Origin of the sequence: Pseudomonas sp. KSR10 (assembly GCF_022355455.1) — a bacterium.
GTDB lineage: Bacteria > Pseudomonadota > Gammaproteobacteria > Pseudomonadales > Pseudomonadaceae > Stutzerimonas > Stutzerimonas stutzeri_E.
This window is the reverse complement of sequence record NZ_JAKOEN010000022.1, coordinates 260,739-275,393: the sequence shown is the minus strand read 5'-3', so window position 1 is coordinate 275,393 and position 14,655 is coordinate 260,739. Positions and strand designations below refer to the sequence as shown.

The following is a 14,655-nucleotide window of genomic DNA, read 5'->3' as shown; positions in this document are numbered from 1 at the left end:
CTGCCGGTCCATGCTTAAAACCCTGACAATATTGCTGCTGGCTGCCCTCGCGATCCTTCTGATCGGAGCAGGTGTGCTGTACTCCGGCGCGATCAACATCGCCGCAGACAGTCCTCACACCTCACCGGTTCACGCACTGCTGGAAATCGCTCGCGAACGCGCCATTACGATTCGTGCCCGCAACATCGAGGTGCCGGATCTCACTGACGCGGAGCTGATCCGATCGGGCGCTGGCAACTATGACGCCATGTGCGTCGCCTGCCACCTGGCACCCGGTATAGAGGCCACCGAACTGAGCAATGGGCTCAACCCGGCGCCCCCGGCCCTCACCGATACCAATCGGACGCATGATCCGGCCAGCGATTTCTGGATCATCAAGCACGGGATCAAGGCCACCGGCATGCCCGCCTGGGGCAAGAGCATGGAGGACCCGTACATCTGGGGTCTGGTCGCGCTTTTGGAGCAACTGCCGTCCCTGACTGCCATGGAGTACCGCACGCTGGTGACCACCAGCGCCGGCCATCAACATGGTGGAGGCGAGACGCTCGATCACCATGGCAGGCAGCCTGATTCGAACGATCAGGGGCAGGGCGACCTGCCACACGACGCCAACGGTCAGCGGTCCGTGCCGGCACCTGGCAGCAATGTCCACCACCACGCCGATGGCACCAAGCACGTGCATTGACGGGCCTGCTGCGACGCCTGGAGGCGTCGCAGCAGGCTGTGCGGTGTCAGCTGGGCGGGGTTTCAGGCAGCGCCTGGTTCTGGCTGGACTGACGGTAGGCATCGCGCCAACCCTGATAGCGCTGCTCCTGCCAGACGAGATGGTGCAGTCGCGCCATACCGTCCGGATCGTTGAGCAGGCGCCAGCGTGCCGCTTCGACTAAACCGTTGGGGCCGGCCTCGAGAATCTGCTGCAGGCGCTGCTCTCGCAGCAGTTCGGCACCGGGTACTACCTTGGCGTGACGCGCCCGTGCCATTGCACACACCAGCGCGTTGTAGATCGGATCAACCGTCGCGGCGAGGAAGCCGTCGTGCAAGGCGTTGTCCTGGTTCTGCCGAGTGTAGCGATCGGTCGAAGCCAACTCCTGCGGCGGATTGAACTCCTCCGGAATCAGAAACAACTTGCGGCGAAAGGCTGCGAGTCCCAGGCCGGTGCGACTGGTGATCACCGACACCGGAGCCGAGAGGATCAGCGACACCACGATCGGTGCCAACCACCACAGGAACGCCGGATCGAGCCAGGCGACCAGACCCGTCCAGAGCACGCCCAGGAGCATCTGCGAACCATGCCGACGTAGGGCCTCGCTCCAGGGCGTGGCGTTGTCGGCGCGCTGCGGTGAGTTCCACTGCACCGACCAACCGAGAAACGCAGCGGTGACGAATACCGTGTGAAACAGCATGCGCACCGGTGCCGCCAGCATCGAAAACAGGGTTTCCAACAGCATCGACAGCAACAGGCGAATGCGCCCGCCATACTCGTGGGCGCCCTGAATCCAAATCAGCAGCACGCTGAGCAGCTTCGGCAGGAAGAGCAGCGTCAAGGTCGCCGAGAACAGCGCAATGGCTTCCTCCGGATGCCATTGTGGCCACAGCGGGTAAAGTTGGTTCGGCTGCAGAAAGTACTCCGGCACCATCAGCGTGTGGATCGCCAGCAGCCCGGTCGACAAGGCCAGGAAGACGAACCAGAGCGGGGCCGACAGGTAAGACATGACACCCGTGAGGAACACGAAACGATGCACGGTGTGCATGCCCTTGACCAGAAACAGCCGGAAGTTCATCAGGTTGCCGTGGCACCAACGGCGGTCGCGCTTCAACTCATCGAGCAGGTTCGGTGGCAGCTCTTCGTAGCTGCCCGGCAGATCGTAGGCGATCCATACCCCCCAGCCAGCCCGCCGCATCAATGCGGCCTCGACGAAATCGTGGGACAGGATGTCGCCGGCGAAGGCGCCTTTGCCCGGCAGCGGCGCCAAGGCGCAATGCTCGATGAAGGGTTTGACCCGAATGATCGCGTTGTGCCCCCAGTAATGGGACTCGCCCAACTGCCAGAAATTGAGCCCGGCAGTGAACAGCGGGCCGTATACCCGCGTCGCGAACTGCTGCATCCGTGCATAGAGGGTATCCATGCCCGACGCCTTCGGAGCGGTCTGGATGATACCCGCACCTGGATTGGCTTCCATCAGCCGCACCAGGCTGGTCAGGCAGTCGCCGCTCATCACGCTGTCGGCGTCGAGCACCACCATATAGCGATAGCTGCTGCCCCAGCGACGGCAGAAGTCGTCGATGTTGCCGCTCTTGCGCTTCACTCGGCGACGGCGACGGCGATAGAAGATGTGGCCGAAGCCGCCGACATCCCGGCAAACCTCCAGCCAGGCCTTCTGCTCCGCGACGCAGGTGTCCGGATCGTTGCTGTCGCTGAGCACGAAGATATCGAAATGCTCGATTTGCCCGGTCGCCTTGAGCGACTCGTAGGTCGCCCGCAAACCGGCGAACACCCTTGGGACGTCTTCGTTGGCGATCGGCATCACCAGCGCGGTGCGCGCCTCGCGCGGAATCGGTTCGTCACCCAGAGTATTGGCCGAGATGTTGTATCGGTCATGACCTTTAAGCAGCTGGAAGAAGCCCATCAGCGCCGTCCAGAAACCCACCGATACCCAGCAGAACAACAACGCGAACAGCATCAGAATGCTGGTTTGAACCACGTAGGGGAGGATCTGCCTCGCAGACTCCTGCCATGGCTGCTGGAACACTTCCTGTAGATCCACCAGCGCCCAACCCTGGTACGGCAGCACTGATTTCATGTGCCAGGTGGCGATGACGGTCTGTACCAGCATCAACACGAGCAAGGTCGTGCGTCGGAAGGCTGCGACCTGACGCCAGCCCGAGCGATCAACGGACTGAGCGGGGGGCAGCTCAACCGTGCGGTTCTTCTTGCGTAGAAAACGCCACCAGCTCAGACGCAACACGTTGGTATGCCAGGGCTCTGGCACCATTCGAGTACGCACGATAGGCGGCGTCGAATGAATGCAGACACGCCCTTGATGATCGAGCCCGAGCGCCCTGGCACGCTCCAGAACGCTCCCCCAGCCGAGCTTCAACCGTGCGGCGACCGAGCCCAGCGGTTCGTCTGCCTGCGCCTCACCGTCACTGGAGGCAGGCAGCGTGCGCGCCAGAACCCGGTGCACATCCTCCAGCCCACCGCCGGCCTGCTCCACCTCGTGAAGCAAGACCTGACGTTGCTCGACATCGAGCGGTAGCTGGCTGACATAGCGGCCTGCTATCGAAGGTTCCCCAGGGTTATTCATGAGTAGGAATCTGGTAGCTCCAGGTTTCGGACAGCGTCTTCTCGCCATCCACCAGCGCGGCGCGCAGCTCGACCGGCCGTTTGGGATCGCGCACCTTCAACCGCAATGTCAGACGCCAGCCCTTGGTCACCGGGTTATGCCGAAGGTTGTTCTCCACCAGCTCGGCATTGTCGCCGATGCTCACCCGTGTGCTGACCGGCGCATCCGCCGCCAGCTCGGCCAGGTTGGGGCCGACAAAATCGACGATCAAGGCGGTACTGCCATCGGGTTGGCGGATCAGGTTGGATTGCTTCACATCGCCGGTGGACAGACGCGTCTGGTGGACCCAGGCCAGCGCGGGATCATGCAGCGCCGGCTCGTCCATGGTGAAGTGCAGGCGATAGTCGAGGTTCAGCGGCTCACCTGGCTCCGGCCGTTGTTCGGGCACCCAGAAGGCAACGATGTTGTCGTTGGTTTCGTCCGGTGTGGGGATCTCTATGAGCTCCACACGCCCTTTGCCCCAGTCGCCCCGGGGCTCCACCCAGCCGCTCGGGCGCAGATCGTAACGATCGTCCAGATCCTCGTAACGGCCGAAGTCCCGAGTGCGCTGAAGCAGTCCGAAACCACGGGGATTTTCAACGCTGTAGCTGCTGATCGACAGCCGCTTGGGGTTATTAAGCGGTCGCCAGATCCACTCGTCAGCGCCGGTATGGATCGCCAGCCCTTCGGAGTCATGCAGCTGCGGACGGTAATTGAGCAAGGCGCTGGGTTGGTTGGCGCCGAACAGATACATGCTGGTGAGCGCAGCGATACCGAGCTTCTGCACCGGCTCGCGCAGATAGACCCGTGCCTGGACGTCGACGGTGCTGTCCTTGCCGGGCGTGACCACCATTCGGTAGGCCCCGGTGGCACGAGGCGAATCCAACAGCGCATAGATCACCAGATTGCGCCGATCGGCTTGCGGGCGCTCGACCCAGAACTCGCGGAAGCGCGGAAATTCCTCACCGCTCGGCAGCGCCGTGTCGATCGCCAGACCGCGGGCCGACAGGCCATACACCTGCCCCTTGCCGATAACGCGGAAATAGCTGGCGCCGAGCAGCGTCATCAGCTCATCCGCCTTGTCCGCCTTGTTCAGCGGATAGAGCACCTTGAAACCGGCGAAGCCGAGATTCTTCAATGATGCAGGGTCGATCTGCACCTTGCCGAAGTCGAACATTTCCGGCTCGTAGCGGACCTCTTCGACCCCCGCAGCGGTGATCTCGTTGATCTTCACTGGCACGTTGAAGTGCATGCCCTGATGGTAGAACTGCACCTCGAACGGCGTCGGCTCGTCGTGCCAGAGTGCCTTGTCGCCCCGAAAGCGAAGTTGCTGATAATCGGCGAACGCCATGTCGCGAAACACCGGCGGCAGATTGCTCTGCGGCGCTGCGTAATCCTGCGCCGCCAGTTTTTCAGCTTTTTTCGCTACATCGTCGAGGTTGAATGCCCAGCCATGGCTGGCAAACAGACTCATGCACAGACTCAACGCCATTCCCAGCGCCCGCCCTTTGCGAGCGCCTGTTCCGAAATGAAAGGTACGTGACACATCGCCTCCTGAGCTATCACGATTACCGCCGACCGTTTTCCGGCCCGGTTTGCTCTCGTTGGTCTACCGCAACGGGAAATGATTCCCTGCGTAAACAAGCGAAGCGGCGAATCATCCCATGCCGCACAAGCGCCGGATAGCTACCTGAAGAAGACTTTTTGCGGTCGCCGAGCAGCTCTGCATCGCCAGTCCGAGAGGGCCAGGCGCGCGACGCCCAACGGCGACCGCGACACCTCACTGCAACCTGAAACGCCCTTGCGTCACGTGTTGCGAATCCAGCCCGACCTGCACCTCGAACTCGCCTGGTTCGGCGACACGTTGCAGCTGCGCATTGACGAATTTCAGGTCGTCTTCGTCCAGGCTGAAACGGATCTCTCGCGCCTCTCCCGCTTTGAGGGCGACCTTGCGAAAGGCCTTGAGTTCCTTCACCGGACGAATCACCGAAGCCACCTCATCGCGGATATACAGCTGCACCACGGTGGCGCCGTCACGCTGCCCGATGTTCTTCACCATTACGCTGGCTTCGAGGCTACCTCCACGTGGCATGGTTGGGCTCGACAAACGCACCTCGGACAGCTCGAAATCGGTGTAGCTCAGGCCATAACCGAAGGGATAAAGCGGTCCATTGGGCTCTTCGAAATACTGCGACGTGTAGTTGCCAGGCTTGCCCTCTACGTAGGGTCGGCCGACTCGCAGGTGGTTGTAATAGGTCGGGATCTGTCCCACCGAGCGCGGGAAGGAGATCGGCAGCTTGCCGGAGGGGTTGTAATCGCCGAACAGTACGTCGGCGATGGCATTGCCGCCTTCGGTGCCGGTGAACCAGGTTTCCAGGATTGCATCGGCATTCGCCTTCGCCCAGTTGAGGTCCAGCGGTCGGCCATTCATCAGCACCAGCACCAGCGGCTTACCGGTTTCCTTGAGTGCCTTCAGGAGCGCCTGTTGGCTTGGTGGGATCTGCAGGCTGGTACGGCTCGAAGCCTCGTGGGACATGCCACGCGATTCGCCCACCGCAGCGACGATCACGTCGGCCTGCTTCGCGACCGCTATCGCCTCATCGATCATCGCCTCGGGCGAGCGCGAGTCCTGCACCACCTCGGGGTTATCCCAGTTGAGAAAGTTCAGATATTCGACCATATGCGGGTCGTCCGTGATGTTAGCGCCCCGTGCATGGAGCAAATTCTCCTCCTCTCCCAGTGCATCGAGCAGGCCTTGGCGCAGCGTCACCGATTGTTTAGCGACCCCCGCTGCGGACCAGCTGCCCATCATGTCGATAGGCGAATCGGCCAGCGGGCCGACCAACGCGACGGTGCTGCGCTTGGTCAGCGGCAGCGTCTGGGCATGGTTTTCCAGCAATACGATCGACTGGCGCGCAACCTCCCTCGCCGCCTGACGGTGCAGCCGGCTTTCCGCATTGACGTCTTTCGGGTCGTCCTTGGCCGCGCCGATACGCCGAAACGGATCGTGAAACAGGCCCATGTCGTACTTGGCGCCGAGCACTTCGCGCACCGCCGTGTCGATTTCACCGATTCCGACCTCGCCCGACTCCACCAGGCCTGGCAGCTCCTGGCGATACAACGAGTCGGCCATGCTCATGTCAATGCCAGCCTTGATCGCCAACCGGGCGGCCTCGCGTCCATCGCTCGCCACGCCATGACGCAGCAGCTCGCTGATCGCGCCGTGGTCGCTGATGGCGATGCCATCGAATCCCCAATCGCGCCGCAGCAGATCCTGCAACAACCAGGTATTGGCGCTGGCTGGCACGCCGTTGATGGAGTTCAGCGCAACCATCACCCCACCCGCCCCTGCGTCGATGGCGGCGTGATAGGGCGGCAGGAAATCCTGATGCATGCGCATCGGACTCATGTCCACCACGTTGTAGTCGCGTCCGCCTTCGACCGCACCGTAAAGGGCGAAGTGCTTGACGCTGGCAGTCACGCTATCAGGCGCGGCCGGTGATTCGCCTTGATAGGCATGAACCACGGTGCGAGCAATTTCAGAGACCAGATAAGGGTCTTCGCCAAAGCCTTCGGACGTCCGCCCCCAACGTGGATCGCGGGAAATATCGACCATGGGCGCGAAAGTCATGTCCAGCCCGTCAGCACTGGCTTCGATGGCCGATACGCGTCCGCTGGTAGCGATGGCATCTAAGTCCCAGCTCGACGCCAGTCCCAACCCGATGGGGAAAATTGTCCGATGGCCGTGCACCACGTCGTAGGCGAAGAAGATCGGGATCTTCAACCGGCTGCGCAGGGCTGCTTCCTGCATCGGGCGGTTGTCGGCACGCGTGACCGTATTGAAGGTGCCACCGATATGGCCGCCTGCCAGCTCTTCGAGGATGCGCTCACGCGGCATGTCTGCGCCGATGCTGATCAACCGCAATTGACCGATCTTCTCTTCCAGCGTCATCTGCTCGATAAGACTGGCGATGAATGCCGGCTTGTTGTCCAACAACGAAGATGGTGGCTCGGCAGCGGCCGATTGCAACGAAAGACCGGCGATCAGACCGAGCAGATAAAGCCTTTTCATTATTTGGATATTCCTTGGCCTGCGAGGCGTATGGACGAACCACTGGGGGCCGGTATGGACCGGCTGGAACAACTGCTGAGTATGGATACTCCACGAGCGCGCAACCAGTGATATACGAGCGCAACACGCCCGCGTTCCCGCATCGGGGTCGACTTGCCCAGCGCGCGGCTCAGCGGAAACCCGCTCGCACGGTATTCGATCAGCTGTTATTTCACCGCGGCGAAACGCTTCACCGAGCCGAGCCAGGCGTCGTCCAGCGCCTGCTGATCGGGATCCAGCCCGCGTGCCTCCATCAACTGGCGGTGCCGCTCGATGTCGCCCCTGACTTCACCAAGCGATGCACTGTTGCCGTCCAACTGATGCATCTGCGTCAGGCCGAGGTGATAAAAACGCAGCAGCTTGATCGCCTCCGGATCGTCCGCCGCGATGCCTGCGGTCACGTGGTGCATGAGGTTGGTCACGCTCATCAGGCTGCGCTTGAGCCGCCAGCCATAGGCGGCAGCCGTCATCCAGGGCTGTTTCCAGTAGACGAAACGCACCAGAGCGGCGGTCAGAAAGAGTCCGAGCGCGACGCCGGCGATGTTCCAGCGCAAGTTATCCGTGCCCGGATCGCCGAACAGCGCGACGGCCAATGCGGCCAGCCCCATCGCCAGCACCGCGAAGGTCGCCACTATCACCAGCGTGCTGCGACGTGTCTGCTGCCGATAGGCCTCAGGATTGAGAGGCTTGATTTCGAATACCACCATGTTCGCGATCCCTTGGTTGAGCAGGCTGAGCAAGGCAGCAGCCGGGGCCACATTATCACCCAGCTCACCGCCGGACAGCTGACGCCGGACAGCGATTGCATCAGTTGACAGCGAACGATGGGGCTGTGTCTGAATCTCCTTCCATCCAAAGGCGTGACGCCGCTACCGAAGCGGGCACATCGACTTTCACGCACCCACCGCAGCCTCTATGATCAGCGAATCGCCGCCGCCCAGAAAAAGGACCACCATCATGAGCCGCTACGAGATCTCGTTTTCCGGTGAGCTCGCACCGGGCGCTACGCTCGAACAGGTCGAGGCCAACCTGGCCCGTCTGTTCCAGGCCGATGCCCAACGGATCGCCGTGCTGTTTTCCGGTCGCCGCATCGTGATCAAGCAGGACCTCGACCATGCCAGCGTGGAGAAATACCGCACGGCCATGGCCCGCGCCGGTGCCGTCGCCGAGGTCAGACCGATGCCGGTGGAGGTTGAGGAAATCGAGCTCGCCCCGCCACCAGTAGAGACGCCGCCAACGGCCACACAACCGACCGCTTCCACACAGACCGGCACGACCCCAGGTCCGCTGAAAGTGGCGCCACGTGACGAATACATGGCCGCGTTCGCCGATGTCGAGGCGCCGGATTTCGGCATCGCGCCCGTCGGTGCCGACCTGCAGGATGCCCGCCCCGCTGCCGAGCCTCCGGCTGTCGATCTGTCACAGTTCAGCCTCGCCCCGGTGGGCAGCGACATGGGCGAACGGCGCCGCGCCAGCGACGCGCCCGTGCCGGACACCTCGCATCTCAAATTGCAGGACTGATCGCCCGTACCCCAGCCGTCCCTTAGATGCTCACCTTGGTGAGCACACCTTCGTTAGGTGGGCTTTAGCCCACCAGTGTCCCCGCGAGCGAACTCGCAGCGCTGCGCCGTGCTCCAACCCTACAAGCCCGCCAAGTGCCTGTATTCATGGATCTCGTCGTTGCCCGCCCCGAAGGTCTCTACTGTCCACTCGGTGATTTCTACATCGATCCCTGGCGGCCGGTAGAGCGCGCCGTCATCACCCATGCCCACGGCGATCACGCGCGTTGGGGCATGGACCATTACCTGGCCTCCAGCGACAGCGAAGGCATCCTGCGCTCGCGCATCGCCGCCGACATGCCGCTACAGACGCTGGCCTACGGCGAATCCATCGAGCATCACGGAGTGAAGCTCAGCTTCCACCCAGCCGGCCACGTGCTCGGCTCGGCCCAGGTGCGGTTGGAGCACAAGGGCGAAGTCTGGGTCGCCTCGGGCGATTACAAGGTGGAGCCGGACGGGACCTGCGCGCCCTTCGAGCCGGTGCGCTGCCATACGTTCATCACCGAATCGACCTTCGGCCTGCCGATCTACAAATGGCCCGCGCAAGCCGAAGTATTCCGCGAGATCAACGACTGGTGGCGCGCCAACGCCGCCGCGGGCCGGCCGAGCGTGCTGTTCTGCTACGCCTTCGGCAAGGCGCAACGGATCCTTCATGGGCTGGATGAAACCATCGGCACCATCGTCGTCCATGGCGCCGTCGAGCCGCTGAACAAGGTATACCGCGAGGGCGGCGTCTATCTGCCACCCACCGTGTATGCCGGCGACCTGAAAAAAGGCGATCCGCGGCTCAAGCAGGCGCTCGTCCTCGCCCCGCCCTCTGCCGGTGGCAGTACCTGGATGCGCCGTTTCGGCGACTACGCCGATGCCTTCGCCAGCGGCTGGATGATGCTGCGTGGCACCCGCCGCCGGCGCGGCGTGGATCGCGGCTTCGTGCTGTCCGACCATGCCGACTGGCCCGGCCTGCTCTGGGCCATCGAGCAGACCGGCGCCGAGCGGGTGATGGTGACCCACGGCTCGGTGCCGGTGCTGGTGCGCTATCTGCGTGAGATACGAGGGCTCGATGCCCTGGCCTTCGAGACCGAATACGGGGAAGAAGACGACGCGAATACCCAGGAGGCTGAATGACCCACCTGCTCTATTCGCGCTATCCGCATAGCGAGTCCGCTCAGGCGTCCCCTGAAGGCGGCTGCCGATGAAAGCCTTCGCCACCCTCTACAGCCGTCTCGATGCCACCACCTCGAGCAACGCCAAGCTGGCGGCCATGCGCGACTACTTCCGCGAAGCCGACCCCGCCGATGCGGCCTGGGCCGTCTATTTCCTGGCCGGCGGCCGGCCGCGTCAGCTGGTGCCGACCCGCGTGCTGCGCGAGACCGCGATGCAGGCCTCGGGGTTGCCGGAGTGGTTGTTCGAGGAGAGTTACCAGGCAGTCGGCGACATGGCCGAAACCATTTCGCTGTTGATTCCCGAAACCCAGCACAGCTCGGACGACGGACTCGCGGTGTGGATGCAGGACAAATTACTGCCCCTACGCGGCCTGCCGCCGGAGCAATTGGCGGAGCGCCTGCCAATGCTCTGGGCGCAGCTGGACCGACTTAGCTTGATGGTCTGCATCAAGCTGATCACCGGCGCGTTCCGTGTCGGCGTTTCCAAGCTGCTGGTGACGCGGGCGCTCGCCTCGCTGGTCGATCTCGATCCTAAACGCGTGGCGCAGCGGCTGGTGGGCTACACCGACCTGTCTCACCGCCCTAGCGCCGAGGGCTACCTGGCGCTGATCGCCGACGAGTCCGAACACGAACATGCGCAACGCGGCGGCCAACCCTATCCCTTCTTTCTCGCTCATTCGCTGCAGGCACCGGTCGAAGAGTTCGACACCCTACTCGGCCCGCCGGAGAACTGGCTCGTCGAGTGGAAGTGGGACGGCATCCGCGCCCAGTTGGTCAAACGCGACGGGCCGATCTGGATCTGGTCGCGCGGCGAGGAGCTGGTCAGCGATCGCTTTCCGGAACTGTGCGAGCTGGCCGACGGCCTGCCGGACGGCACGGTGATCGACGGGGAAATCCTGGTCTGGAAGCATGCCCCCGACGCGTCGCCGAATGAGTTGTTCGACGTCCACCAAGGCCAGCCAGCAGGTGGCTCAGAGCGATTCGGCGTGCAGCCGTTCGCCCTGCTGCAACAACGCATCGGCCGCAAGAACCTCACCGCCAAGGTGCTGCAAGACGCGCCGGTCGCCGTGCTCGCCTACGACCTGCTGGAATGGCAGGGCGATGACTGGCGACAACGCCCGCTGCGCGAGCGCCGACAGCGACTCGAGGCGGTGGTTGAGCAATGCCCCAGCCCGCGCCTGATGACCTCACCGCGGGTGGAGGGAAACGACTGGCCAGACCTGGCCCGCCAGCGCGAGGCCTCACGCGCCCTGGGCGTCGAAGGCATGATGATCAAGGCGCTCGCGGCGCAGTACGGTGTCGGCCGTACCAAGGACGTCGGCGTCTGGTTGAAATGGAAGATCGATCCCTATTCCATCGATGCCGTGTTGATCTACGCCCAGCGCGGTCATGGGCGTCGCGCCAGCCTTTATACCGATTACACCTTTGCCGTGTGGGACGGCGAGCCGGGCGATCCCGAGCGCAAGCTGGTACCGTTCGCCAAGGCCTATTCGGGTCTCACCGACGAAGAGATGCGCAAGGTCGACGCCATCGTGCGCAAGACCACCGTGGAGAAATTCGGCCCGGTACGCAGCGTGACGCCGACCTTGGTGTTCGAACTCGGCTTCGAAGGCATTGCCGCCAGCAGCCGTCATAAGAGCGGCATCGCCGTCCGCTTTCCACGCATGCTGCGCTGGCGCCTGGACAAGCCGGTGGACGAGGCGGATAGCCTGGAGACGTTGAAGGAATTGCTCGGATGAGCAACTGCCGGCAATGCTCGCCTAGGTCTGCGAACCGTGCTTCGATGGGTTTCACCCATCGCCGCGCGCCAATTGAGCGTCCCCACGCTCCCGTACGGGAGCAATTACCAACCGTACCCTTTGCGCGGCGCCACCCATGCCGTTAAAAGCACCAACCCTGCCCGAATTCTGGTTCGGCAGCCGAGGCTGGCAGCCTTTCGCGTTCCAGCAGGAGGTATGGCAGGCCGTGCAGAACGGCGAATCCGGTCTGCTCCACGCCACGACCGGGTCCGGAAAAACCTACGCGGTCTGGCTCGGTGCGCTGAATAGATTCGCCGCCGCGCCGAATGCTAAAAACGAACCGCTGAAGAAGACCGCACCTTCGGACCAGCCCGCGCCCCTGACCGTTCTTTGGATCACGCCAATGCGGGCGCTGGCGGCCGACACCGCCCGCGCGCTGCAAGCGCCGCTGGACGATCTGGGCATCAATTGGCGCGTGGGCCTGCGCACCGGTGATACCTCCAGCACCGAGCGTGCACGCCAGAGCCGACGGCTACCCAGCGCACTGGTCACCACGCCGGAAAGCCTGACGCTGTTGCTCACCCGCGCTGATGCCCGTCAGGCCTTTGCCGGCTTGCGCATGCTGGTGGTGGACGAGTGGCACGAGCTACTCGGCAACAAACGCGGCGTCCAGCTGCAACTGGCGCTGGCCCGGCTGCGCCGCTGGATGCCGGAGCTGATCGTCTGGGGCCTCTCCGCGACGCTGGGCAATCAGCCGCACGCGCTGGACGTCCTGCTGCACCCCGGGAAGGGTCGGCTGGTGCAGGGCAAGGTCGACAAGGAGCTGCACGTCGACACCCTGCTTCCGCCGAGCATCGAGCGCTTCCCCTGGGCCGGCCATCTCGGCCTGCGCATGCTACCGCAGGTGGTTGAGGAGATTGACTCGGCCGCCACCTCCTTGGTCTTCACCAATACCCGTTCGCAGTCGGAGCTCTGGTACCAGGCAATTCTCGATGCGCGCCCGGACTGGGCCGGGTTGATCGCCCTGCACCACGGCTCGCTGGCACGCGAGGTACGCGACTGGGTCGAGCAGGGCCTCAAGCAGGGCGCGTTGAAGGCCGTGGTCTGCACCTCCAGCTTGGATTTGGGCGTGGATTTCTTGCCGGTCGAGCGAGTGCTGCAGATCGGCTCTCCCAAAGGAGTAGCGCGGCTGATGCAACGCGCCGGCCGTTCCGGTCACGCGCCGGGACGGGCCTCTCGAGTCACCCTGGTGCCGACCCACAGCTTCGAGGTGGTGGAGGCCGCTGCGGCCAAGGTCGCGGTTGCCGAACGACGGATCGAGGCACGCAGCGCGCCGCATCGGCCGCTGGACGTGCTGGTGCAACACCTGGTCAGCATGGCGCTGGGCGGCGGTTTTCGTCCCGACGACTTATTCGCCGAAGTCCGACAAGCCTGGTCCTATCGCGAACTGGACGACTCGCAATGGCAATGGGCACTGGCCTTCGTCCGCCACGGCGGGCACTCGCTAACGGCTTACCCGGACTATCAACGGGTCGAACCGGACGAAACGGGCCTATGGAAGGTCCCCAGTCGGCGTGTCGCGCTCCGCCATCGGATGAGCATCGGCACCATCGTCAGCGATGCCAGCCTGACGGTGAAATTCTGGGCCAAGGGTGGCAGCGGTCGCGCCTTGGGGACCATCGAAGAGGGCTTCATTGCCCGCCTGCGCCCCGGCGACAACTTCCTGTTTGCCGGCCGGCTGTTGGAGTTGGTGCGGGTCGAGAACATGACCGCCTACGTCAGCCGCGCCACGGGCAGGAAAGCCGCCGTGCCGCGCTGGAATGGTGGCCGCATGCCTCTATCCAGCGAACTCGCCGATGCCGTGGTCGAGCAGCTCGGCGCCGCCTCGCGTGGCGAGTTTGCCGGCGATGAAATGCACCTGGTAGAGCCGTTGCTGCGGGTTCAGATGGGCTGGTCGACGCTGCCGACCGAAACCACGCTGCTGGCTGAGGTAATGAAGTCCCGCGAGGGCTGGCACCTGTTTCTTTACCCGTTCGCGGGACGTCACGTGCATCTGGGGCTTGCCAGTTTGCTGGCCTGGCGCATGGGTCAGCGGCAGCCCGTGACCTTTTCCATCGCGGTGAACGACTATGGCTTCGAGTTGCTCTCGGCGACCGAAGTGGACTGGCAGCACTGGCTGACCCCGACCTTGTTCAGTCGGGACGATCTGCTGCATGACGTACTCGCCAGCCTCAACGCCGGCGAACTGGCGCGCCGGCGTTTTCGCGAAATCGCCCGCATCGCCGGGCTGGTGTTTTCCGGTTATCCCGGCGCGCAGAAAAGCGCGCGGCAACTGCAGGCTTCCAGCGGACTGTTCTTCGATGTGTTCCGTCAGTACGACCCAAGCAATCTGCTACTGACCCAGGCCGAGGAAGAAGTGCTGCGCCAGGAACTGGAAGTCGAGCGACTGGAACACACACTAACGCGGCTGCAGCAGCGCCGGCTGGATATTCATCCGGTCAGGCGCACCACACCCTTGGCGTTCCCGCTGATGGTCGAGCGGTTCCGCGAAAGCATGAGCTCGGAGAAGCTGGCCGATCGCATTCGGCGGATGGTCGCCGAGCTGGACAAGGCCGCAGGGCCAGGCGGCTATCAGCCGGAAGCGAATGCCCAGATCGCGGTTGAACGCGAAACCAACCCGAAGCGCAAGCCGCGCAAGACCAAGGACGGAACGCCCCGATTGAAAAAGGCGAAACCATAGTCTGCCGCGAAAACAGCCCT

General features: G+C 63.6%; 9 protein-coding genes. 5 read left to right on the top strand and 4 right to left on the bottom strand.

All coding sequences use genetic code 11. From position 1 onward, the window contains the following. Positions 1-10 precede the first annotated feature (10 nt). Positions 11-685, top strand: a complete 675-nt coding sequence (locus MCB86_RS18955) for a cytochrome c (protein ID WP_239611870.1) — start codon at positions 11-13, stop codon at positions 683-685. A 46-nt stretch (positions 686-731) separates the two neighbouring features. On the opposite strand, the gene mdoH is transcribed toward MCB86_RS18955, so the two are convergent. The 4 genes from mdoH to MCB86_RS18935 all read right to left on the bottom strand — a co-directional run bounded on the left by mdoH (position 732) and on the right by MCB86_RS18935 (position 8,141). After that, positions 732-3,305 (bottom strand): glucans biosynthesis glucosyltransferase MdoH, encoded by a 2,574-nt coding sequence (gene mdoH, locus MCB86_RS18950; RefSeq protein ID WP_239611869.1) that lies wholly within the window; start codon positions 3,303-3,305, stop codon positions 732-734. Further along, positions 3,298-4,815: a glucan biosynthesis protein G gene (locus MCB86_RS18945; protein WP_239611932.1), complete on the bottom strand. Its 1,518-nt coding sequence runs from the start codon at positions 4,813-4,815 to the stop codon at positions 3,298-3,300. The genes mdoH and MCB86_RS18945 overlap by 8 nt, the downstream gene beginning before the upstream one ends. Before the next feature lie 288 nt (positions 4,816-5,103). Continuing rightward, on the bottom strand, positions 5,104-7,395 hold the full coding sequence (bglX, locus tag MCB86_RS18940; RefSeq protein WP_239611868.1) for a beta-glucosidase BglX: 2,292 nt from the start codon (positions 7,393-7,395) through the stop codon (positions 5,104-5,106). Positions 7,396-7,601: 206 nt separating this feature from the next. Continuing rightward, on the bottom strand, positions 7,602-8,141 hold the full coding sequence (locus MCB86_RS18935) for a DUF3087 domain-containing protein (protein WP_045162794.1): 540 nt from the start codon (positions 8,139-8,141) through the stop codon (positions 7,602-7,604). A 250-nt stretch (positions 8,142-8,391) separates the two neighbouring features. On the opposite strand from MCB86_RS18935, the gene MCB86_RS18930 reads away from it, so the two are divergent. The 4 genes from MCB86_RS18930 to MCB86_RS18915 all read left to right on the top strand — a co-directional run bounded on the left by MCB86_RS18930 (position 8,392) and on the right by MCB86_RS18915 (position 14,635). Continuing rightward, complete coding sequence (locus MCB86_RS18930) at positions 8,392-8,955, top strand: hypothetical protein (RefSeq protein ID WP_239611867.1); 564 nt, start codon at positions 8,392-8,394, stop codon at positions 8,953-8,955. 146 nt (positions 8,956-9,101) lie between these two features. Beyond that, on the top strand, positions 9,102-10,118 hold the full coding sequence (locus MCB86_RS18925) for a ligase-associated DNA damage response exonuclease (RefSeq protein WP_239611866.1): 1,017 nt from the start codon (positions 9,102-9,104) through the stop codon (positions 10,116-10,118). 67 nt (positions 10,119-10,185) lie between these two features. After that, positions 10,186-11,895, top strand: coding sequence for an ATP-dependent DNA ligase (locus MCB86_RS18920; RefSeq protein WP_239611865.1), 1,710 nt, complete (start codon positions 10,186-10,188; stop codon positions 11,893-11,895). A 136-nt stretch (positions 11,896-12,031) separates the two neighbouring features. Beyond that, positions 12,032-14,635 carry a ligase-associated DNA damage response DEXH box helicase gene (locus tag MCB86_RS18915; RefSeq protein ID WP_239611864.1) on the top strand — a complete coding sequence of 868 codons (2,604 nt, stop codon included), beginning with the start codon at positions 12,032-12,034 and terminating at the stop codon, positions 14,633-14,635. The last annotated feature ends 20 nt before the right edge of the window (positions 14,636-14,655 follow it).